23 protein-coding genes are annotated in these 21,158 nt (G+C 69.4%); 10 read left to right on the top strand and 13 right to left on the bottom strand.

The features are described from left to right. Nucleotide 1: 1 nt before the first annotated feature. Genes WAE60_RS19995 through WAE60_RS19980 form a run of 4 tightly spaced genes read right to left on the bottom strand, consistent with a single transcriptional unit; the run spans nucleotide 2 to nucleotide 2,662 of the window. Nucleotides 2-739 carry a TVP38/TMEM64 family protein gene (locus WAE60_RS19995; RefSeq protein ID WP_029911495.1) on the bottom strand — a complete coding sequence of 246 codons (738 nt, stop codon included), beginning with the start codon at nucleotides 737-739 and terminating at the stop codon, nucleotides 2-4. Continuing rightward, nucleotides 736-1,812 carry a quinone-dependent dihydroorotate dehydrogenase gene (locus tag WAE60_RS19990; protein ID WP_337688187.1) on the bottom strand — a complete coding sequence of 359 codons (1,077 nt, stop codon included), beginning with the start codon at nucleotides 1,810-1,812 and terminating at the stop codon, nucleotides 736-738. The genes WAE60_RS19995 and WAE60_RS19990 overlap by 4 nt, the downstream gene beginning before the upstream one ends. After that, nucleotides 1,809-2,153, bottom strand: a complete 345-nt coding sequence (locus WAE60_RS19985; protein WP_029911489.1) for a DUF952 domain-containing protein — start codon at nucleotides 2,151-2,153, stop codon at nucleotides 1,809-1,811. Before WAE60_RS19985 ends, WAE60_RS19990 begins: the two co-directional genes overlap by 4 nt. Further along, on the bottom strand, nucleotides 2,150-2,662 hold the full coding sequence (locus WAE60_RS19980; RefSeq protein WP_337688185.1) for a histidine phosphatase family protein: 513 nt from the start codon (nucleotides 2,660-2,662) through the stop codon (nucleotides 2,150-2,152). The genes WAE60_RS19985 and WAE60_RS19980 overlap by 4 nt, the downstream gene beginning before the upstream one ends. 125 nt (nucleotides 2,663-2,787) lie before the next feature. Here WAE60_RS19980 and WAE60_RS19975 point away from each other — a divergent pair, with 125 nt between their 5' ends. Genes WAE60_RS19975 through WAE60_RS19965 form a run of 3 tightly spaced genes read left to right on the top strand, consistent with a single transcriptional unit; the run spans nucleotide 2,788 to nucleotide 5,347 of the window. Then, nucleotides 2,788-3,945 (top strand): homoserine O-acetyltransferase, encoded by a 1,158-nt coding sequence (locus WAE60_RS19975; protein ID WP_337688184.1) that lies wholly within the window; start codon nucleotides 2,788-2,790, stop codon nucleotides 3,943-3,945. Continuing rightward, nucleotides 3,942-4,604, top strand: a complete 663-nt coding sequence (gene metW, locus WAE60_RS19970; protein WP_029911481.1) for a methionine biosynthesis protein MetW — start codon at nucleotides 3,942-3,944, stop codon at nucleotides 4,602-4,604. The genes WAE60_RS19975 and metW overlap by 4 nt, the downstream gene beginning before the upstream one ends. Then, entirely contained in the window at nucleotides 4,601-5,347 is a 747-nt protein-coding gene (locus WAE60_RS19965; RefSeq protein ID WP_029911478.1) for an endonuclease/exonuclease/phosphatase family protein, read from the top strand. The genes metW and WAE60_RS19965 overlap by 4 nt, the downstream gene beginning before the upstream one ends. Nucleotides 5,348-5,446: 99 nt before the next feature. Here WAE60_RS19965 and WAE60_RS19960 read toward each other — a convergent pair whose 3' ends face one another. Further along, entirely contained in the window at nucleotides 5,447-6,979 is a 1,533-nt protein-coding gene (locus WAE60_RS19960) for a phospholipase D-like domain-containing protein (protein ID WP_337688182.1), read from the bottom strand. A gap of 92 nt (nucleotides 6,980-7,071) precedes the next feature. Here WAE60_RS19960 and WAE60_RS19955 point away from each other — a divergent pair, with 92 nt between their 5' ends. Then, nucleotides 7,072-8,625 carry an MFS transporter gene (locus WAE60_RS19955; RefSeq protein ID WP_029911472.1) on the top strand — a complete coding sequence of 518 codons (1,554 nt, stop codon included), beginning with the start codon at nucleotides 7,072-7,074 and terminating at the stop codon, nucleotides 8,623-8,625. A gap of 12 nt (nucleotides 8,626-8,637) precedes the next feature. Here the strand turns inward: WAE60_RS19955 and WAE60_RS19950 are convergent, their stop codons facing one another. Then, nucleotides 8,638-8,982, bottom strand: a complete 345-nt coding sequence (locus WAE60_RS19950) for a P-II family nitrogen regulator (protein ID WP_029911471.1) — start codon at nucleotides 8,980-8,982, stop codon at nucleotides 8,638-8,640. Between the two features lie 28 nt (nucleotides 8,983-9,010). After that, nucleotides 9,011-9,832, bottom strand: coding sequence for a methyltransferase domain-containing protein (locus WAE60_RS19945; RefSeq protein WP_029911470.1), 822 nt, complete (start codon nucleotides 9,830-9,832; stop codon nucleotides 9,011-9,013). A gap of 96 nt (nucleotides 9,833-9,928) precedes the next feature. Between WAE60_RS19945 and gloB the strand changes: the two genes are divergently transcribed. Together gloB and WAE60_RS19935 are read left to right on the top strand one after the other, a co-directional pair. Beyond that, complete coding sequence (gene gloB / locus WAE60_RS19940; protein WP_337688178.1) at nucleotides 9,929-10,675, top strand: hydroxyacylglutathione hydrolase; 747 nt, start codon at nucleotides 9,929-9,931, stop codon at nucleotides 10,673-10,675. A 2-nt stretch (nucleotides 10,676-10,677) separates the two neighbouring features. Beyond that, nucleotides 10,678-11,145, top strand: a complete 468-nt coding sequence (locus tag WAE60_RS19935) for a cupin domain-containing protein (protein WP_029911468.1) — start codon at nucleotides 10,678-10,680, stop codon at nucleotides 11,143-11,145. 4 nt (nucleotides 11,146-11,149) lie between these two features. Here the strand turns inward: WAE60_RS19935 and WAE60_RS19930 are convergent, their stop codons facing one another. Both WAE60_RS19930 and WAE60_RS19925 read right to left on the bottom strand, forming a co-directional pair. Further along, nucleotides 11,150-12,895, bottom strand: a complete 1,746-nt coding sequence (locus WAE60_RS19930) for a hypothetical protein (protein WP_337688175.1) — start codon at nucleotides 12,893-12,895, stop codon at nucleotides 11,150-11,152. Between the two features lie 139 nt (nucleotides 12,896-13,034). After that, nucleotides 13,035-14,933: an oligopeptide:H+ symporter gene (locus WAE60_RS19925; RefSeq protein ID WP_337688173.1), complete on the bottom strand. Its 1,899-nt coding sequence runs from the start codon at nucleotides 14,931-14,933 to the stop codon at nucleotides 13,035-13,037. 183 nt (nucleotides 14,934-15,116) lie between these two features. Here WAE60_RS19925 and WAE60_RS19920 point away from each other — a divergent pair, with 183 nt between their 5' ends. Both WAE60_RS19920 and WAE60_RS19915 read left to right on the top strand, forming a co-directional pair. Continuing rightward, nucleotides 15,117-15,671, top strand: coding sequence for a DUF427 domain-containing protein (locus tag WAE60_RS19920; RefSeq protein ID WP_029911463.1), 555 nt, complete (start codon nucleotides 15,117-15,119; stop codon nucleotides 15,669-15,671). 113 nt (nucleotides 15,672-15,784) lie between these two features. Continuing rightward, the gene (locus WAE60_RS19915; protein WP_156035702.1) at nucleotides 15,785-15,943 is read left to right on the top strand and encodes a hypothetical protein; all 159 of its coding nucleotides are present in this window, start codon (nucleotides 15,785-15,787) and stop codon (nucleotides 15,941-15,943) included. A gap of 21 nt (nucleotides 15,944-15,964) precedes the next feature. Here WAE60_RS19915 and WAE60_RS19910 read toward each other — a convergent pair whose 3' ends face one another. The 3 genes from WAE60_RS19910 to WAE60_RS19900 form a co-directional block, all read right to left on the bottom strand. Continuing rightward, a complete protein-coding gene (locus WAE60_RS19910) occupies nucleotides 15,965-16,261 on the bottom strand; it encodes a hypothetical protein (RefSeq protein WP_029911461.1) in 297 nt (98 codons plus the stop codon). A 15-nt stretch (nucleotides 16,262-16,276) separates the two neighbouring features. Continuing rightward, complete coding sequence (locus WAE60_RS19905; RefSeq protein ID WP_029911457.1) at nucleotides 16,277-17,635, bottom strand: glutamate--cysteine ligase; 1,359 nt, start codon at nucleotides 17,633-17,635, stop codon at nucleotides 16,277-16,279. Nucleotides 17,636-17,816: 181 nt separating this feature from the next. Continuing rightward, nucleotides 17,817-18,590 (bottom strand): helix-turn-helix transcriptional regulator, encoded by a 774-nt coding sequence (locus WAE60_RS19900; protein WP_337688169.1) that lies wholly within the window; start codon nucleotides 18,588-18,590, stop codon nucleotides 17,817-17,819. A 92-nt stretch (nucleotides 18,591-18,682) separates the two neighbouring features. On the opposite strand from WAE60_RS19900, the gene WAE60_RS19895 reads away from it, so the two are divergent. Then, nucleotides 18,683-19,594 (top strand): DMT family transporter, encoded by a 912-nt coding sequence (locus WAE60_RS19895; protein ID WP_337688166.1) that lies wholly within the window; start codon nucleotides 18,683-18,685, stop codon nucleotides 19,592-19,594. Here the strand turns inward: WAE60_RS19895 and WAE60_RS19890 are convergent. Then, nucleotides 19,591-20,322, bottom strand: coding sequence for a 16S rRNA (uracil(1498)-N(3))-methyltransferase (locus tag WAE60_RS19890; protein WP_029911449.1), 732 nt, complete (start codon nucleotides 20,320-20,322; stop codon nucleotides 19,591-19,593). The two genes, WAE60_RS19895 and WAE60_RS19890, sit on opposite strands and share 4 nt — an antisense overlap. Nucleotides 20,323-20,368: 46 nt before the next feature. Between WAE60_RS19890 and ppk2 the strand changes: the two genes are divergently transcribed. Continuing rightward, nucleotides 20,369-21,130 (top strand): polyphosphate kinase 2, encoded by a 762-nt coding sequence (ppk2, locus tag WAE60_RS19885; protein WP_337688164.1) that lies wholly within the window; start codon nucleotides 20,369-20,371, stop codon nucleotides 21,128-21,130. Nucleotides 21,131-21,158 lie beyond the last annotated feature (28 nt).

The raw sequence follows: 21,158 nt of genomic DNA, 5'->3' as shown, positions 1-21,158 counted from the left end.
GTTACTTCAGGTCTGGGGCTTCGGCAACGCGTCGGCGTCGCCAATAGCGCCATAGCGGCGGCAGGAGGGCCAGGGCGCCCATCGCCATGATCGGCAGATAGATGCGCGGCGAGAACAGGGTGTGCATCGTCACCGGCTCGCCGCTGGCGAAGATGTGGCCCAGGCCCGCGCCGATGCCGGCATAGACGAACGAGCTGGGCACCATCCCCAGGAACGAGGCCAGCAGATAGGTCCGCACCGGGATGTTCATCAGGCCCGAGGCGACATTGACCAGCAGCAGCGGGAAGGCCGGGATCAGGCGCAGGGTCAGCAGGTACGAGAAGGCGTCGGCCTTGAAGCCCTCCTCGATCCGGACAAGCAGGGCGCCGGGCTTGCGGCGCAGGAAGTCGCCGAAGGCCGTGCGGCAGACCAGATAGACCACGGTCGAGCCGCCGGTCGCGCCGGTCACCGCCGCGAAGCCGCCGCCGATAGGGCCGAACAGGAAGCCGCCGGTCAGCGACAGGATCAGGGCGCCCGGCAGCGAAACGGAGACCGTGGCCACGTAGATCACGACATAGATCGCCGCCGCCTTCAGCGGGTTGGCCGCGGCGTAGGTCTGCAGGGCCTGGCCGTGGGCCTGCAGGGTGGCCAGGTCCAGCTTGCCTGCCAGGCCGCTGGCCAGGGCGACGACCAGCAGGATCAGAAGGGCGCCCAGGGGCCCGAACCGGCGCAGCCAGGCCAGGGTGGCGTCGGGCGTCATCCGGCGCCGACCGCGTCGGCCACCGAGGCGAAGCCCTCGGCGCGCAGGCGGGCGGCCAGGTCGGCCTTGATCCGCTGCACCAGGCCCGGACCGCCGTAGACCAGGGCCGAATAGAGCTGCACGGCGCAGGCGCCCGCCTTGATCTTGGCCAGGGCGTCGGCGCCGCTGGCGATCCCGCCCGCGCCGATCAGCGCCAGATGGCCGGTGTTGACCGCGTGGAAGCAGGACAGCACGGCGGTCGAGGCGGTCAGCAGCGGCTTTCCGGACAGGCCGCCGCTCTCGCCTTTCTCGGGCGAGGCCAGATGGTCGGGCCGGGCGATGGTGGTGTTGCTGACGATGATCCCGTTCAGGCCGTTCGCCGTGGCGGTCTCGACGATGGCCTCGACCTCGTCGTCGGCCAGGTCGGGCGCGACCTTCAGGAAGATCGGATAGTCGACCGTGCCGGCCGCCTTCAGCAGGCCCCGCGCCTCGGCGATGCGGCCCAGAAGCTCCTCCAGCGCCGCCTTGGTCTGCAGCGCGCGCAGGCCGGGCGTGTTGGGCGAGGAGATGTTGACGGTGAAATAGTCCGACAGGCCCCACAGCCGCGTCAGGCCGGTCACATAGTCGGCGATGCGGTCGGTCGCGTCCTTGTTGGCCCCGATATTGGCGCCGACGACGGGCGGGCGGCCTCCGGCGGCGCCCCGGGCCTTGAGGGCCGACAGGCGTTCGGCGAACGGCTCCAGCCCCTCGTTGTTGAAGCCCATGCGGTTGATCACCGCCTGGTCCTGCGTCAGCCGGAACAGGCGCGGGCGCGGGTTGCCGGCCTGGGCCAGGGGCGTGACCGTGCCGCACTCCACGAAGCCGAAGCCGGCCCGGGACATGGCGGCGGGGACCTCGGCGTTCTTGTCGAAGCCGGCGGCCAGGCCCACGCAGTTGGACAGCGGCAGGTGCGCGATCGTGCAGGCCAGGATCGGGTCGTCGACGTCGTGCTGGCGCGGGCCCAGGCCCATCTTCAGCCCCTTGATCGCCCAGCCGTGGGCGTCCTCGGGGTCCAGCGCGTGCAGGGCGCGGGCGGCGATGTCGTGCAGGCTCATGCGGGCAGCTCGCCCAGGATCGGCACGCCGTCGGCGTCCAGCGCCAGCGCCCGCTCCGCGATCACCTCGTCCGCCTTCAGGTCGCGGAACAGGTGCGGGAACAGGGCCCCGCCGCGCGAGGCCTCCCATTTCAGGGCCTCGCCCAGGTCGTCGGCCTCGACGGTCAGCAGCATCAGGCCGTCCTGGCCCTTGAAATAGAGCTCGGCCGTCTTCTGGGCGGTGTCGTGGCCGGAGAAGTGGATGAAACCATCGGCCAGGTCGACCGCCGAGCCGCCGAAGGTCCCCGAGGCGCGGGCCGCGTCCCATTCGGCCTTCGGGAGGATCTTGTAGATCTTACTCATTCGCCGCCGTGTCCGCCGTTTTCCGAAGCATAGAACAGGTGGCTCAAGGTCGGGGCTCCATCAGGGGCGATCGAAAAGACCGCGACGGTGGCGGTCGGGAACTTGCCGCGCAGCTGGGCCAGCTTGGCGGGGTCGGCCGGGCCGCCCATGGCCAGGCGCAGAGCCAGCTCGTGCAGGCCGGGATTGTGGCCGACCACCATCACCGTCCCGCCGTCGGGCGCCTCCTCGCGAATCGCCGCCAGCACGTCCTGGGCCTCGGCGTGGTAGAGGTCGCGGCGCAACTCGGATCGGGCGTCGGGGAAGGCCGGGGCGGCCGCCTCCCAGGTCTCGCGCGTGCGGCGGGCCGAGGAGACCAGGGCCAGGTCCGGCGTCAGGCCGGCCTTGACCAGGACCTTACCCATCAGGGCCGAGTCGTTCTGGCCGCGCGGCGCCAGGGCGCGTTCGAAGTCACCGCCCGAGGCGGCGTGCGGTTCGGCCTTGCCGTGGCGCATGAGGATCAGTCGGTCCATGATCCTCCATAGCCTTCGCCGGGGCGCTCCGGAAGCGCGCGGTTGGCGAAGGCCGCGCTTGACGAAGGCCATGGTTGACGAAGCCCACGGTTGACAGGGGGGGCGCCAAGCGGTCCTAAGGCGACATGGCTGAACTCGACTTCGCGGGACAGGTGCTGTCGGAGGGCGGAACCTGGCGGTTCCCGGCCCATAGCCCCCTGCTGCTGGACTCCGGCGGCAAGCTGGAAAACCTGGAAATCGCCTACCGCACGTGGGGCACGCTGAACGAGGACGGGACCAACGCCGTCCTCATCTGCCACGCCCTGAGCCTGGACCAGCACGTGGCCGGCGTCCATCCGACCAGCGGCAAGCCCGGCTGGTGGACCCGGCTGGTCGGCCCCGGCAAGCCGGTGGACCCGGCCCGGCACTTCGTCATCTGCTCCAACGTGATCGGCGGCTGCGGGGGCTCGACCGGCCCGGCCTCGATCAATCCGGCCACCGGCCAGCCCTACGGCCTCAGCTTCCCGGTGATCACCATCGCCGACATGGTCCGGGCCCAGGCCATGCTGATCGAGGCCCTGGGCGTGGAGACCCTGCTGGCGGTGATCGGCGGCTCGATGGGCGGCATGCAGGTCCAGCAATGGGCGGCCGACTATCCCGACAAGATGTTCAGCGCCGTGATCGTGGCCTCGGCCTCGCGCCACTCGGCCCAGAACATCGCCTTCCACGAGGTGGGCCGCCAGGCGATCATGGCCGACCCCGATTGGAAGAACGGCGCCTACGCCCAGGGCAAGTCGCGCCCGGAAAAGGGCCTGGCCGTCGCCCGCATGGCCGCCCACATCACCTACCTGTCCGAGCCCGCCCTGCAGCGGAAGTTCGGCCGCGAGCTGCAGCGCGACGGCCTGTCGTGGGGCTTCGACGCCGACTTCCAGGTGGAGAGCTATCTGCGCCACCAGGGCGCCAGCTTCGTCGACCGCTTCGACGCCAACTCCTACCTCTACATCACCCGGGCCATGGACTATTTCGACCTGGCCGCCGGCCATGGCGGGGTGCTGGCCCAGGCCTTCGCCGGGGCGCGCCACGTGCGCTTCTGCGTGCTCAGCTTCACCAGCGACTGGCTGTACCCGACCGCCGAGAACCGCCACATCGTGCGCGCCCTGACCGCCGCCGGCTGCCGCGCGGCCTTCGTCGAGATCGAGAGCGACAAGGGCCACGACGCCTTCCTGCTCGACGAGCCGGTGATGGACTCGGCGCTGCAGGGTTTCCTGAGTTCGGTGGAACGCGAGCGGGGGTTGGCGAAATGATCCGCCAGGACTTCAGGGAAATCTTGCGCCTGGTCCGTCCGGGTTCGCGCGTGCTGGACGTCGGCTGCGGCGAGGGTGTGCTGCTGGACCTGCTGACCCACGAGAAGCAGGTCGACGGCCGGGGGCTGGAGATCAGCGCCGAAGGCGTGGCGGCCTGCATGTCGCGCGGCCTGTCGGTGGTGCAGGGCGACGCCGACCAGGACCTGGACCACTTCCCCGACCGCACCTTCGACTACGCGATCCTGTCCCAGACCCTGCAGGCCACGCGCCAGCCGCGCCACGTGCTGGACGAACTGCTGCGCATCGCCGACCGGGCCGTGGTGTCGTTCCCGAACTTCGGCCACTGGCGCGTGCGCTGGTCGCTGCTGCATCGCGGGCGGATGCCCGAGACCGAGGCCCTGCCCCTGCCCTGGTGGGCCACGCCCAACATCCACCTGTGCACCCTGGCCGACTTCCTGGCCCTGACCGAGGACCTGGACGTGCGCATCGACTCCTGCGCCGCCTTCGCCGGTGCCGGCCCTGCCCGCCAGATCGACCCGACCAAGGCCATCGAGAACTGGCGGGCCGAGACCTGCCTGTTCATGCTCAGCCGCAATCCCGCGCCCGCCGGCTCCCCGACGGAACCTCCAGCTCCCTCAGGCGATCTCTTCGACGGATGAAGCTTCGTCTCATGACCTACAACGTCCACCGTTGCGTGGGCACGGATCGCAGGCTCGACGTCGAGCGTGTGGCCGAGGTCATCGCTGCGGAAAACGCCGACGTGGTGGCGCTTCAGGAACTGGACGTCCGCCGGGCCCGGACCAAGGGCGTGGACCAGGCCCACCGTCTGGCCGAGCTGCTGAAGATGCGCTCGCACTTCCATCCGGCCATGGCCGTGGAGGAGGAGCTCTACGGCGACGCCATCCTGACCGCCCTGCCCGAGAAGAAGGTCAAGGCCGACGGCCTGCCGCTGTATCCGCTGATCCCGGGCCTGGAGCCGCGCGGGGCGATCTGGATCAGCGTCGATGTCGGCGGCACGCCCGTTCAGATCATCAACACGCACCTCGGCCTGGTGCCCCAGGAGCAGAAGCGCCAGGCCGCCGCCCTGCTGGGCGAGGGCTGGATCACCCACGAGGACTGGAAGGCGCCGGGCATCCTGCTGGGCGACTTCAACGCCACGCCCTATTCGGCCACCTATCGCCTGCTGAAGGCCGCGCTGCGCGACGCCCAGACCCAGAGCCCGACCTGGCGACGCCCCCCGACCGCGACCTTCCCGTCCAACTTCCCGTTCATGCGCATCGACCACGTCTTCCTGACCAAGGGCCTGGAGACGGTCGGCGTGCGCTCGCCCTACGGTCCCCTGGCGCGGACGGCCTCGGACCATCTGCCCCTGGTGATCGACCTGGAGATCACGGGCGCCTGACGGGGTGGGGACATGCCCTCGCGGCGTGTCCCCATCAGCATCCACGGAGCCAGGACTTGGGGACACGCCGCGAGGGCATGTCCCCGGTCATTCTGAAGATCAGTCCTGCAGGTGATCCGGCAGTTCCGGCCGGGGATCGGCCATCAGGCGGTGCAGCTCCTTCTTGAGCCGCCGGCGGCGTCCCCAGGGGCGCCAGGCGTCGGTGGGCGACAGGGCGTCGCCCAGGTTCCAGTCGGCGATGAACTGCTGCACCCCGGTCAGCGGCTTGATCGGCACCGGCGCCAGGCGGCGCGGCGCCCCGCCCTTGCGGTCCAGTTCGTTGATCGTCGCCGCCAGGCCGCCCAGCCGGTCGTAGGTCTCGAGCACGTGCCCGGTCTCGTGGTCGAGGAAGTGGCCGATCAGCCGGCCCAGGAAGGCGCGCACGGCGGCGCGGCTGGCCTCGTCGGTCCCCTCGAAGGCGATGTCGCATTCGGTGTCGAGACCGATCGAGCGGTTGTTCAGATTGGCCGAGCCCAGCCGCAGCACGCGGTCGTCCATGATCGCCACCTTGGAGTGGACGATGATCGTCGCGCCCTTGGGCGTGCGGGCGCTGAAGGCCGAGAAGCGGCCGTGGACGTCGATCTCGCGCAGGCGGTTGATCGCCGAGGTCCGGGCGCTGTCCATGGTCATCTGGTCGAAATAGCTGGGGCTGTGGGCGGGGCCGACGGTGACCACCTCGGGACCATCCGGCTCGGCCAGGCGCTCGGCCAGGGCTTCGACGATGATCGGCGAGGTCAGGTACTGGTTCTCCAGATAGACCAGCCGCCGGGCGGACCTGATGCTGGCCAGGTGCATCAGCATCGACTCGTTGACCTCGGGCTCGCCCTTCCACGCCGGCTGGGTGCGGCAGACGCCGACGGGGACATTGCGCAGGTCGGGGATCAGATAGTCCGGCCAGGGCGCCTCCTCGGCCTTTTCCGACCGCTCCAGCGCCTCGCCCGTCGACCGCTGCCAGCGGGCGATGAACAGGTCGCCCAGGGCCTCGGCCGCCTTGCCGTCGACCAGGGACGCCACCTCGTGACGGGCCGGATAGTGGTGGCCGGTGGGCAGGCGGCGGCGGGGGTCGTTGTCCAGGTGCTGGGTGGTGTCCCAGCGGTCGACGCCGATGTCGCCGCCGCTGACCAGGGCCACCGAGCCGTCGACCACGACCACCTTCTGGTGATGGCAGGCGCTGGCCGGCAGGGTGTTGTCCAGGTGGTACTTGACCCGCGAGCCGGTGAAGAACACCTGGCCGCGGTGCGGGCCGAACAGCTGCGAGGCGGCGATCGGGAACGGCATGTCCCAGACCAGGATGCGCACGTCCAGGCCGGGGTTCAGCGCCGCCTGCCGGCGCAGCAGGAGGCCGATGCGGTCGACATGGGCGGGGTCGCGGCTCTTGCGGACCCGGTCGGGGTCCAGCCGCGTCAGGGGATCGAACACCCAGGCCAGGATCCAGATCGACTTCCTGGCCGACAGTAGGATGGACTTCAGGGCGTCGAAGGCCTCGTCGTTGTCGATGAACAGCGCCAGCCGGTCGGCCTGCTCCACGCGCCAGCAGGTGGAGCCCGGCCTCATCAGCGAAGCGGAGGTCAGCGAGGATGCGTCGTCGGCCATGTCGCCTCTTGTGCCACGGAAATTCGTCAACGCACGGGCCCATGTTATGGCTGCGCTTTGACAGAAGTCTCCCGCATGTTTGTTGGACGCCCATGACAGCCGAAACGCCCGACCATCACGTCCTCGCCGACCGCAAGCGCCTTTGGGCCTTCTGGCTGGGCTGCCTGGTGGTGACCGCCGGCGTCGTCCTGCATGTGCCGATGTACCTGATGGGCGCCGACATCGGCTACCAGCTGGCCGGGATGAAGATGGACCTGGGCATGACGATCGGGATGCTGATCATCCCGCCCGGCTGCGTCCTGGCCGGCTGGGGCCTGCTGCCCCGTCGCGGCGACCACCACCTGGACCACACGGTCGAGGTGACGCCGCCCGAGGACGCGCCGCTGTCCATGGCCCACTGGTGGCTGATGCTGGTGCTGGTGATCGCCCTGATCATCGACATCATGAAGCCGGCCAGCCTGGGCTTCGTGGTGCCCGGCATGATCAAGGAATACGGGGTCGGCAAGGCCACGGTCGCCTGGCTGCCGTTCGCCGCCCTGACCGGCACCGTGGCCGGATCGATCGTCTGGGGCGCCCTGGCCGACGTCTTCGGGCGCCGGGCCTCGATCCTGCTGTCGTCGGTGATGTTCGTCGGCACCTCGATCTGCGGGGCCATGCCCGACTTCTGGTGGAACGTCGGCATGTGCTTCCTGATGGGCGCGGCCGCCGGGGGCCTGCTGCCGGTGGTCTACGCCCTGCTGGCCGAGACCATGCCGTCCAAGCACCGGGGCTGGGCCCTGGTGCTGGTGGGCGGCCTCGGGGCCGTGGGCGGCTACCTGGCCTCGTCCGGCTGCTCGGCCTGGCTGCAGCCGGAGTTCGGCTGGCGGATCATGTGGTTCCTCAACCTGCCGACCGGCCTGATCCTGGTGGCCCTGTCCGGCGCGATCCCGGAATCCGCCAAGTTCCTGATGAGCATCGGCCGGCTGGACGCCGCCCATTCGGTGATGAAGCGGTTCGGCTCGGTGGTGCGCGAGAAGGCCGACACGCCCGAGGAGCATCACCACGTCCTGACCCCGCCGCCGGTCGAGCGGCGCTTCATCGGCAAGACGGCCGCCCTCAGCATCGCGGCGGTGGCCTGGGGCCTGGTCAATTTCGGCCTGCTGCTGTGGCTGCCGGCCGAGCTGGTGGCCGAGGGCCACAGCGTGGGCGTCTCCAGCCAGCTGCTGGCCAAGTCGGCGCTGATCGCCTTCCCGACCGTCTTCGTCTGCGCCTTCCTCTACAGCCGCTGGAGCACCAAGTGGTCGCTGGCGGCGACGATCGCGATCAGCGGCCTGGGCGTGGCGGGCGTCCTGACCCTGGGCCCCGGCGTCAGCCCGGTCCTGCCGGTGGCCCTGATGATCATCGGCACCAACGGCCTGCTGGCCATCCTGCTGCCTTATACGGCCGAGAGCTTCCCGTTGCGGGTGCGCGGCCGGGCCACGGGCTGGGTGGCGGCGTGCAGCAAGTCGGGCGGGCTGATCGCCCAGCTCCTGGGGATCCTGGCCGCCGTGCCGCCGCTGAAGGTGGCCGCCCTGATGATCATGGCGCCCCTGGCCCTGGCGCTGGTCCTGGTCGCCTGGTTCGGGACCGAGACGCGCGGACGCGACCTGCGGGAGCTGGAAGGCTAGGCCCGCGAAGGCCTAGCCCGCGATCGCCGCGGCGTCGCGTTCGCCGGTGCGGATGCGCAGGGCCTGCTCCAGGTCCATGACGAACACCTTGCCGTCGCCGATCTTGCCGGTGTTGGCGCTGCGCTGCAGGGCCTCGACCACCGGCTCGACCACGTCGTTGGCCACGGCGATCTCCAGCTTGACCTTCGGCAGCAGCTTCACCTCGTACTCGGCGCCGCGATAGACCTCGGTCTTGCCCTTCTGCCGGCCGTAGCCGCGCACCTCCGTGACCGTCAGGCCCGACGCGCCCGCCTCGGTGACCGCTTCAAGCACGGCGTCCAGGCGGCTGGGCTTGATTACGGCGACGATCATCTTCATGGCGCGGCTCCCGCAAAGAGGGCTTGGTCTACGACTTCAGGCTAGGCCCGGGAATCGATGGCTCCAAGGGCTTTGCGGCATTTAGATTACGCGGCGCCTTTCGAACAGGCGCCGTCCTGACCGGAGCGGGGCCGCCGGGCGAGGGGGCGAGCACCCCCGGCGCGAACACCCGCACCCGCGCGCGGCTGCCGCGCGGCTTGACCGCGAAGGTCTGTTTGACCGCCTCCATCAGGATCAGGCCGGCGAAACGCGGCCACAGGCGGGCCCCCACCTGCTCGAAGCCCTCGGCCCAGCGCGCCGCGATGGGCAGGGGCGGGGTGTAGAGGGCCCGGGTCCAGCCGGCGGGCTCCAGGTCGGCCTCGCGCAGCAGGGCCTCCAGCTGGTGGCGGCTGAACGGACGGCCATGGCCGAAGGGCGTGCTCTCGGCCCCGGCCCACAGGCCGTCGCGCGAGGCCACGGCGACGATCAGCCTGCCCGCGGGCGCCATCACGCGCCACAGCTCGCGCAGGACGGCGGCCGGGTCGTCGGCCTCCTCCAGGGCGTGGACGGCCAGGATGCGGTCGAACATGGCGTTGGCGAACGGCAGGCCCGTCTCCTCGACCAGGGTGGCGGCGTTGGCGCCGCCGTTGGGCCAGACCTCGACGCCTTGGGCGGCCGGCATGGCCGCCACCACCCGCCGGGCCTGGGGCCGGGCCTTGTCGAGGAAGGGCGTGGCGTAGCCCAGGCCCAGCACGTCCAGGCCCCGCGCGTCGCCCCACGCCTCCTCGACCTTGCGACCCAGCATCTCGCGGGCCGCGCGTCCGAGCGGGCTGGCGTAGAAGGCTCTGAGATCGAGCACGTCGCGGCGCATTGAGTCTCCCGATCGATGGCTTCATCTATGTAGGCGGGCGGGCCCGTCGCGTCACGTCTCGCCCAGGGGATTTGGCCCCAGTCCGGAGTCGAGAGCATGCCGCTGACCGTTCACCAGTTCCCCTGCCTGTCGGACAATTACGGCTTTCTCGTGCGCGACGACGCCACCGGGACCACCGCGACCATCGACACGCCCGACGCCGACGCCATCCTGGCCCAGCTGGACAGGCTGGGCTGGACGCTGGACCTGATCCTCAACACCCACTGGCATCCGGACCACGCCGGCGGCAACGCGGCGATCCAGGCGGCGACCGGCGCGACGATCGTCGGCCCGCAGGAGGTGACCCGCATCGCCCCGCTCGATCGGCCCGTGGTCGAGGGCGACACGGTGATGCTGGGCGACACGGCCCTGACCGTCATCGACACCGGCGGCCACACCCTGGGCCACATCGCCTATCACGACGCCACCGACGGGATCGCCTTCGTCGGCGACACCCTGTTCGCCCTGGGCTGCGGCCGGCTGTTCGAGGGCACGGCCGAGCAGATGTGGGGTTCGCTGTCCAAGCTGACCGCCCTGCCAGACGACACCACCGTCTATTGCGCCCACGAATACACCGCCTCCAACGCCCGCTTCGCCCTGTCGGTCGACGACGCCCCCGCGCTCAAGGATCGGGCGGAGGCGGTGTTCGCCGCCCGCGAGCGCGGCGAGCCCACCGTTCCCACCACCATCGGGATCGAAAAAGCGACGAATCCGTTCTTGCGCGCGCCCCTGCTGCGGCCCCATCTGGCGCCGGCCGAGGCCTTCGGTGAGATTCGAGCCGCCAAGGACGGCTTCAAGGGGTGAGCATGTCGTTGGATGTATCGAGCGATCTGAGCGGTAACGAGATCATCCGCTTGCTGGACCTGCAGCCCCATCCCGAGGGCGGCTGGTATCGCCAGAGCTTCCGAGACACCCCCATCGAGGACGGCCGCCCCGCCTCCACGGCGATCTATTTCCTGCTGCAGGCCGACGAACAGTCGGCGTGGCACAAGATCGACGCGGTCGAGGTCTGGCACTACTACGCCGGCGCGCCCCTGACCCTGACCCTGTCCACCCCCGACGGCCAGGGCGCGACCGCCCACGTCCTGGGTCCCGACCTGAAGGCCGGCCAGCGACCGCAGGCGGTGGTGCCGACCGGCTGGTGGCAGACCGCCGTCAGCCAGGGCGCCTGGACCCTGGTCGGCTGCACCGTCGCCCCCGGCTTCGAGTTCGACGGCTTCGAGCTGGCCCCCAAGGACTGGCGGCCCCACTCCCAGACCCCGCGACGGCCCTAGCGGCTCACGCGCAGGCGCAGATCAGCGGATAGTTGGTCGTGTCGGCGATGGTGATCATGCCGTAGTAGTCGACCAGCACCGACTCCGCCGTGCAGAACGCGCCCTCCACCCAGGCCTGGTCGTTGGAATAGGCCTCGCCGATGATGAACAGGTTGGCCGCCGGCGCGCCGTCCACCAGGCCCGTGGGCTGGCGGATCCTCTGCATCACGTCGCAGATGTCGTAGTGCGCCGCCCAGGCGTGGTAGCCGGCCCCGAACGGGTTGAACGAGAAGTCGTTGTACACCGCCGAGACCGGGTACGGGATCTTGTAGGCGTCGTTCGGGTCGCCGTAGTGGACCTTGGCCAGCTCCAGCAGCACCATCCTGATCATGGTCTCGTTGGCCGTCGCGGGCTTGTGCAGGACCTGGTAGTCCTCCTCCAGCGGGATGGTCCGGCGCTCGTCGACGTGCAGCTCCAGCTCCTGCCAGAACTGGACGTATTGCATGTCGTCGTACGAGGCGAGCACGCCGTAGACGGGGTTGGGATTGCCGTCGCTGTTGTTCCCGAAATAGTAGACTTGGCGCAGCGGCAGGTCGGTGATGGTCGGGCCGAAGGTGTTGGGCAGGCCGTCGCTGGTCAGGTCCGGCGGATAGGGGCAGGTCTCCCACCAGGGGCTGTCGAAGAACAGCATCACCCGCATCGACGGCTGGCGGATCACCCCGTCCATGTACAGCTGCACCGGCCGCTGGTTCATGATGTCCAGCGTCCCGTCCGGCAGGTCGGCGTAGCGCGTGGCCTCGGCCACCAGGTCCAGCGAGGCCGGCGGCATGGCCAGGAAGGCGTTGGGCGTGGTCAGGGTCGGCCCGCCCTTGAACGGGTCGGCGGCGCTGGCCAGCCGATAGTTGATCACCCCGTCCGCCAGCCAGACCGAGTGCAGCCGGGTGTTGGCCTGCAGCGAGAAGTCCACCCCGGCCGCCTGCGCCGCCGCGCGGGTCTGCTGGAACAGCTGGACGAAGACCTGGGAATAGCCGCCCTGCACCGTCTTGAACTGGCCGCCCGGCGCGAACTCGCTGTTGTAGACGGCGGCGTTGGCGGCGTTCCAGTTGATGACGTTGGACGTGTAGCCGCCGGCGTCGGAGGCGTACTCGTAGCCCTCGTTGCCGGCCTGGTCGTAGAAGATGTTCCAGTAGCCGATGTTCCCCGCCGTCGAGCCCGGGGCGTAGACGAACGAGTTGAAGGTCGAGGGCAGGGTCCCGTCGCCGTAGAACTGGCACTGGGCCGTGCGGGTCGAGGGCGCGGGCACGCCGGTGATCAGGTTGGAGATGTTGGCGAACAGCGTCGCGGCCGGGGCGGCGTTGTTGCCCGGCGTGTTGTAGGGCGCGTTCTGGGTGGCTAGGTTCTTCTGGTAGATGTGCTCGCCGCGCAGATACAGCAGCGGGTCGGTCGTGGTATTGAACGGCACCACCGATCCGCCCAGGCCCAGCAGGTTGATGGTCAGGGTGACCAGCTGGTGGCCCTGGGTCCCGTCCCATTCGATGAACCGCATGCCGCCGGCCTCGATGTAGGACTGGGTCGGGTCGTCGTCGCAGAAGTGGGTCACGATCCGACCGGCCGGCAGGCGGGTGCCCGAGCCGGGACCGTCGAAGGCGTAGTCGCCCCACTCGATCAGCTCGATGCTGTCGCCCGCCACGGCCTTGCCGCCGGTGACCAGCCGCCAGGCCGTGTAGAGGCCCGCCGGCCCCGCGCCGAAGATGGTGTAGGCCGTTCCCATGCCGCCCTCCCGAGACGCGGCTTCGCGCCGCCCTGATCGATCAAGGATGAATCGACCATAGCGTGCGCTGGCGAAATATTCGCGTCAACCGGAGGGCGGCCAAGAAAAAGGCCCCGGATCGCTCCGGGGCCTCTTCCGTCTAGGGGGCGATCGAGGCCGGCTCGCCCGGCTCGGGGTTGGTGTCGTCCGAACCGTGCGACCACTTCTTCAGGATCGGCGACAGGGCCAGGAACACCACGCCGATGCCGATCGAGATCAGGCCGACGATCTTGAACACCAGCAGCGACTGGACCATGGCCGCGGCCGGGTCCAGGGCCTGGCCGCCGATGGTCTCGGTCGAGGCGATGCCCGCGATGAAGCCCGCGACCAGGTTGCCCATGGACAGCGCCATGTACCAGACCGCCATCACGAACGAGACGATCGACAGCGGCGACAGCTTGGTCATCTGCGACAGGCCGACCGGCGACATGAACATCTCGCCCGAGGTGTGCAGCATGTACATGACGATCAGGAAGATCAGCGGCATGCGGAACGCGCCGTCGGCGAAGTGGGCGCCGACCAGCAGGATCAGGAAGCCCGCGCCCACCTGGATCAGCGACAGGCCGAACTTGACCATCGGGCCGGGGTTCCGGCCCCGGGCGCCCAGGAAGGTCCAGAGCGCCGCGAAGACCGGGGCGAAGATCAGGATCCAGCCGGCGTTGATCGCCTGGGTCTGGGCGGCGTTGAACGCGGTGTTGACCCACAGCTTGCCGGCCGGATCGATCCCCGCCGCGGCCAGCTGTTCGGGCGCGCCCAGCACCACCGCCCCGCCCAGCCATTGCACCGGGTGCGACAACAGGGTCAGGTTGACGTTGGTGGCCGCGAACAGGTTCAGCGACGAACCGGCCTGCTCGAACAGGGCCCAGAACACCACCGCGCCCAGCACCAGCACCGTGGCCAGCAGCAGCCGCTCGCGCTCGACCTTCTGGCACTTAACGAAGGCGAACCACAGGATGTAGGCCACCGACAGGACGCTGCCGGCGATCAGGGTGGCGCTGACGACAGGCGTGTACTGCACCAGGAAGAAGACCAGCCCGACCACGCCCAGCGAGGCGGCGTAGATCACGCCCTCGCGGTTGAGCGGGCCCAGCACCGGGGCCTTCAGCTTGGCGAACTCGGGCGGTTCGCCCTTGCCCAGCAGCCAGGGCTTGCCCAGCACGAAGATCACGAAGCCGGCCAGCATGCCGATGCCGGCCATGCCGAAGCCGGCGTTCCAGCCCAGGTTGACGCCCAGCAGGCCGCAGAGGATGGCCGCCCAGAACGAGCCCAGGTTGATGCCGTAGTAGTAGAGGGTGAAGCCCGGGTCGCGGCGCGGGTCGCCCTGCGGATAGAGCTGCCCCACCAGGGTGGCGACATTGGCCTTCATGAAGCCCACGCCGACGATGATCAGCGCCAGGGCCAGCCAGAAGATGTTGAGGTACAGCGGGTCGCGGTCCTTGACGCCCAGCTTGTACTGGCCCTTGGGCAGCACCGAGGGCAGGACCGACTGGGCCGGCAGGTTCTTGATCTCGAAGTCGCCCTTGTCGTTGGCCGCCACCTCATAGGGCTTGTCGCCGACGACGATCTTGGCCACCCGCTCCTCGCCGCGGCCCTCGACCTGGAACTCGTAGGTGTGGCCGGCGTAGTCCAGGGTCTGGGTGGCCGGACGGCCCTCGACCGCCATGGTCAGGTGGCCCGCCACCAGCAGGATGGCGCCGAAGGCCACGGCCTTGCGGGTGCCCAGATAGCGGTCGGCCAGGAAGCCGCCCAGCAGGGGCACGATGTAGACCAGCGAGGTGTAGGAGCCGTAGTGGCCGCCCGCCGTCTTGGAATCGAACAGGAAGTGCTGCGTCAGGTAGAAGATCAGCAGCCCGCGCATGCCGTAGTAGGAGAAGCGCTCCCACATCTCGGCAAGGAAGCAGATGATCAGGCCGCGCGGATGGCCCCGCAGCAGCTGGATAAGCACGGGCACGCCGGTCACGAGGGTGACCAGGATGCCGACGGCGACGACGATATTCATTCACGAACCTTGAAACGTACAAGCGGCGGGGCGCCCAACAGGTGGTTTCGCCCTCCCCTCCCCAATCGGCGGGGAGAAGATCACGGCGCTTTGCGTTTCACAAGCAATGGCTTGCCGCCTCGGAGCCCGCCGCCCGTCCCGCGCGTTTCTTAAGCGACGCCCTGCCAGACGGGAGAATTTGCCATGACCAGCTCCAACCCAGACCATCCCATCACCTGTTCGCGCGAAGACGGACGGGTGGAGGTGCTCTTCGAAGGCCACGAGATCGCCGACAGCGGCGATGTCCTGGTGCTGCACGAGGCCGACTACGCGCCGGTGCGCTACTTCCCGCGCTCGGACGTGGCGATGGGGTTCCTGCACAAGACCGACAAGGTCACCCACTGCCCCTACAAGGGCCAGGCCAGCTACTACACGATCAGCCGCGACGCCAAGATCATCGAGAACGCCGTCTGGTCGTACGAGACCCCTCTGCCCGGCGTCAGCCAGATCGCCGGCCGCCTAGCCTTCTATCCCGAACACGTCGACTTCAAGCGCGCCGGCCTGACCGCGGCCGAGACCCGCGCCGTCGACGTGAACGAGGTGGTGCGCCACACCGACAGCGGCTCGGGCTCCAGCCAGGCCGAGCACTGGGACGCCAACGTCTCGATGCCCGACGACGCGGCCTGGGAAGGCGACGATATCCGTGAAGACGGCCCGCCGCACGTCTCCAAGCCCTATGAGGGAACCGGATCAATCTGAGCCACGTTCCACCGACTACAAATGTAAAGCGTTCGTTAACCTTTAAAGCGCTGCAATAACCGCAGCGCTTTGCGTGAAAGCCTCCTCCAGAGAGGCGACCAGGGAGAAACGTCGTGGCTTACGTCGGTTATGATTCCCGTCTGCGTCCGCCGTCCGGCGCCGCGCGATCGCGGCCCGCCCGCGTCAAGCTGGCCTGGGGCCGGCTGGCGGCGGTGGCGGCCAGCCTGATGGCCTGGATCGGGATCATCGCCGCGGCCCGCGCGATCTTCTGACCAGAGGCCCCGGGAATCCCCTCAACCTGACAGGCGTTCGATCGCGCTTCGGGTGTCGGGCGGCACGTTCAGCCATCGCGTCTCCGGCGACAGGCGCAGCGTCACGCCGTATTCGTCATGCGCCGCCGCCACGAGGTGATGGAACCACGTGGCGTAGGACCATTCGCGAGGTTTCGGGCCGTAGAGCGTCCGCGTCTCCGGATCCCAGCCGACCTCGGCCGCCGCGCGCCAGATCTGCGACAGGTCCTGCTTGGCGGGCCGAATTCGCAGGCGTCCTTCGGTATCGATCTCGACGTCCGTGATCTGGTCCGTGATCATCGCGCGACGTCGGCCTCAGTAGGCGAAGTCCTCGAACACCCGGTTGATGTCGCCCTTCCACGCGCCGTCGTAGAGCGCCAGCAGCCGTTCGGCCGGGGTGATCCCGGTCGCGGCGATCTCTTCCAGGTCGCCCAGATAGATCGTCTCGTCCAGGAAGCCGCCGTTCAGCTGGGCGCGGTTCTTCAGGCCCGACTTGGCGATAGCCACGAAGTCCTTGGCCACGTCCTGGGCCGTGCGGCCGGCCACCTTGGCCTTCAGGCCCAGCTTCGGCACGTCGCGGCGCAGGCCGGCGCGATCCTCTGCAGTCCAATGCTTGCAAAGGTCCCAGGCCGCGGCCAGGGCCGCGTCGTCGTAGAACACGCCGGTCCACAGGGCCGGCAGGGCGCACAGGCGGCTCCAGGGCCCGGCGTCGGCGCCGCGCATCTCCAGATAGGTCTTCAGCCGCACTTCCGGGAACAGGGTGGTGGTGTGGTCGGCCCAGTCCTTCATCGAGGCGTGCTCGCCCGGCAGTTCCGGGATCTTGCCGTCGATGAAGTCGCGGAAGCTGCGGCCGGCCAGGTCGATGTACCTGTCGCCGCGCTTGGCGAAGTACATCGGCACGTCCAGGGCGTAGCGGGCGTAGCGCTCGAAGTCGAAGCCGTCCTCGAACACGAAGTCCAGCAGGCCCGTGCGGTCGGCGTCGGTGTCGGTCCAGACGTTGGCGCGGGCCGACAGGAAGCCGTTGGGCTTGCCTTCCGTGAACGGCGAATTGGCGAACAGGGCCGTGGCGATCGGCTGCAGGGCCAGGCTCATGCGGAACTTGGCGACCATGTCGGCTTCGCTGGAGAAGTCGAGATTGGCCTGCACCGTGCAGGTGCGCAGCATCATGTCCAGGCCGAGGTTTCCGACCTTGGGCATGTAGTTGCGCATGATCACGTAGCGGCCCTTGGGCATGACCGGCACGTCCTGCCGCTTCCACAGCGGCGAGAAGCCCAGGCCCAGGAAGCCCAGGCCCAGCTCGTCGGCGACGGTCTTGACCTCGTCCAGGTGACGGCCGGTCTCGTCGCAGATGTCGTGCATGGTCAGCAGCGGCGCGCCGCTGAGCTCGAACTGGCCGCCTGGCTCCAGGCTGACATTGGCGCCGTCCCGCTCCAGCCCGATGATCGTCGGGCCTTCCATCACCGGCTTCCAGCCGAACCGCTGCAGGCCGGTCAGCAGGGCGTGCACGCCCTTGTCGCCCTCGTAGGGAACCGGCGCGTGGTCCTTCAGGTAGAAGCCGAACTTCTCGTGCTCGGCGCCCACGCGGAACTGGTCCTTGGGCTTGCTGCCCTTGGCGAAATAGGCGGTCAGATCGTCCAGCGTCAGCGGACGCTCCTGGCTCACGGCTTCGGCCATCGGCCACCCTCCCAAAACACGCATCCAGAGGGAGGAACGCTCCTCCGACCCGCCCGCGAACTGTCGTGCTGCGCAGTTGGGCGTTTTCTTAGCGAACCTCAAGGGGGCGGGACAGCCTTTCGCGACAGGCGATGTTGCCGTTTGGGCGCGCCGCCCGCCCGTCCCGCGAAAAGACGGGGGTTCAGCGACGGTAGAACACGCTGGGCGGCAGGCCGAATTGGCGGCGGAACATGGCCGTGAACGCGCTCTGGCTGGCATAGCCGCTCTCGGCCGCCACGTCGATCACCCGCTCGCCCCGCGCCAGGCGCTCCAGGGCCGAAAGCAGCCGCGCCTGTTGGCGCCATTGGCCGAAGCTCATGCCGGTATGCTGGCGGAACAGCCGATGCAGGGTCTTGGGCGTGACGCCCAGCCGCCCCGCCCAGTGCTCGGCGGTCGAGGCGTCGTCCGGCCGCGCGGAAAGGGCGTCGCAGACCCGGCGCAGGCGGGGATCTGCCGGGGCCGGCAGGTGCAGCGCCAGCACGTCCATCGCCCGCAGCTCGTCCAGCAGCAGGTCCATCAGCCTGCCGTCGCGGCTGGACGGATCGTAGTTGACCGGGATCATCACGGCGGCGACCAGCAGCTCCCGCAGCAGCGGCGAGACCGCGATCACGCAGTTGGTGCGCGGCAGGTTGGGATTGGCCTCGGGATCGACGAACAGGGTGCGCATCTTCACCGCGCCGCACATGCTGACCTCGTGCTCGACGCCCGCCGTCAGCCAGACCGCGCGGTTCGGCGGGACCACCCAGGCCCCGGCCTCCGAACGGACCTGCATCACCCCCTGGATGGCGAACAGCAGCTGGGCGCGGGGATGGCTGTGCGGGCCGGTGGAGAAGCCGTCCGGATAATCGATCTCCATCGCGGCCGCCGGGCGGCCCGTCTGGTGGTAGTCGAGGTAGTCCGGAAAATCGCCCGCCATGTCCCAAACTCGCTAATAGAGTTCAGGATAGCGAGAGACGAACAGGAGATCGAGACCGTAGACCGCCGGCTTCCCGTTTTCCGGAGGTCGCCGTGATCCGCAGACACCTGCCTTTCCTGTTCCCCTTGCTGGCCATCCTGCTGTGGGCCGGCAACGTTATCGCCTCGCGCCTGTCGGCCCACGTGATCGGCCCGCAGGCGATCACCTTCTACCGCTTGCTGCTGGCGGTGGCGGTGATGAGCCTGTTCGTGGCGCGGCCCGCCTGGCGCGACCGCGCGGTGATCTGGCCGCACCTGGGACAGTTCTTCATCCTAGGCTTCCTGGCCATGTGCCTGTTCCAGAGCCTGTCCTACCTGGCCGCCCAGACCAGCACGGCGACCAACATGGCGCTGTTCACCGCCCTGACCCCGATGCTGACCGTGGCGTTCAGCATCCTGCTGCTGAAGGACACCCCGACCTGGGGCCTGGTGGTCGGCGGGGTGCTGGCCTTCGCGGGCCTGACCTTCCTGGTCACCGGCGGCCATCCGGCGGCGGTCCTGCGCGGCGGCCTGCATCCGGGCGACGCCCTGATGCTCGTCGCCGCCCTAATCTACGCCCTCTACGGCGTGCTGCTGAAGCGCTGGAACCTGCCGGTCGGCGGCTGGCAATCGACTTACATGCAGGCCCTGTGCGCCCTGGCGGTGATGTTCCCCGCCTTCCTGGCCACCCCGCCGGCGCTGCGCCGACTGACGGCGCAGAGCATGCCGCTGATCCTCTATGCCGGAATCATGGCCTCGGTCGTGCTGCCGTTCTTCTGGGTGCGCGGCGTCGCGCGGCTGGGTCCCAACCGCTGCGCGATCTTCATGTACCTGCTGCCGATCTTCACGGCGGCCGGGGCCATCGTCATGCTGGGCGAGCCGGTCCGGGCCTATCACCTGATCGGCGGTGGGATCGTCCTGGCCGGGGTCGCCGTGGCCCAGCTGGTCAAGACCCCGGTCGCGCGGCCCGCTCTCGCGGCGATCTAGCGCCAGTCGCCGGCGACGGCCTGCCACAGGGTCATGGCCGCGATGGCCGCGGTGTCGGCGCGCAGGATGCGCGGGCCCAGCGTCACCGGGATGACGAACGGCAGCGACCGTAGCCTCTCGCGCTCCTCGGGCGCGAAGCCGCCCTCGGGGCCGATCAGGATGGCGGCGGGGCCCGGGGCGTCGCCCCTTTCCCGGGGGGCGGCCGCCTCGATCAGCGGCCGCGCGTCGCCGCCCTCGTCGCAGAAGATCAGCGTCCGCGCCGGGTCCCAGGCGTCCAGGATCTTGTCCAGCTTCTGCGGATCGTCGACGGCCGGCACGTCCAGCCGGCCGGTCTGTTCGGCGGCCTCGATGGCGATGGCGTCCAGCCGCCCCAGCTTGAGGAAGTCGACATTGGTCCGCCGGGTCTGGGTCAGGCGCACCCGGCGCGCGCCCAGTTCGGCGGCCTTCTCGACGATGGTCTCGACCCGGCCGCGCTTGACCATGGCGATCACCAGGTCGAGGTCGGGGCCATAGGCCTGGGGCCGGGTCTGTTCCTCGGCCTTCAGCAGGCAGCCGCGCTTGCCCGCCTCGGCCAGGCTGCAGCGCCACTCGCCGTCCTGGCCGTTGAAGACCAGGATCTCGTCGCCGACATTCAGCCGCATCACGGCGGTCAGGTAGCGCGACTGGTCGACGGTGGGCGCGACGCCGGCGCCGGCCTTGAGCGGATGGGGAACGAAAAGACGGATCATGGCGTCCTTCTAGCGCAACTGAACAGGACGGGGGTAGGGTCGCCGCATGAGCAAGCTCGAAGACTACGAAGCCGAACTCCGCGACCTGCAGCTGGCGATGATCGGCCTGCAGAAGCTGGCCATCAAGGAAGGCTGGAAGACCGTCACCATCTTCGAGGGACGCGACGCGGCCGGCAAGGACGGGGCCATCGCCCGCCTGACCGAGCACGCCCACCGCCGCGCCACCCGGATCATCTCCCTCCCGGCGCCCAGCGATCGCGAGCGCAGCGAGTGGTACTTCCAGCGCTATGTCCGGCACCTCCCGGCGTCAGGCGAGGCCGTGGTCTTCAACCGCTCCTGGTACAACCGCGCCGGGGTCGAGCGGGTCATGGGCTTCTCCACCCCGCACGAGCAGGAGCAGTTCCTGCGCGACGTGCCGGCCTTCGAGCTGATGCTGGTGGAGAACGGGGTCAAGATGACCAAGTTCTGGCTCGACATTGACCAGGAGACCCAGGCCGAACGCCTGAAGGCCCGCCGCGAGGAACCGCTGAAGGCCTTCAAGGTCAGCGACCTGGACGCCGTGGCCCAGGCCAAGTGGGAAGACTATTCGGCCGCCCGCGACGAGATGCTGATGCGCACCCACTCCACCCCGGCGCCCTGGGTGTGCGTGCGCGCCAACCACAAGAAGGCCGCCCGGCTGAACATCCTGCGTTGGATGCTGCACATCTCGGCCCCCAAGGGCCTGCTCAAGGGGATCAAGCGGCCGGACCCGGAGGTGATCTTCCGGTTCGAACCGACGGCGCTGACGGATGGACGGCTGGCGAAGTAGGCCTAGATCCTCCCCCGTGGGGGAGGGT

The sequence above is a fragment of the Caulobacter sp. CCG-8 genome, assembly GCF_037402475.1.
Classification (GTDB): Bacteria; Pseudomonadota; Alphaproteobacteria; order Caulobacterales; family Caulobacteraceae; genus Caulobacter.
Note: the sequence above shows the minus strand (reverse complement) of the source record. Positions and strands in the feature narration are given on the sequence as shown.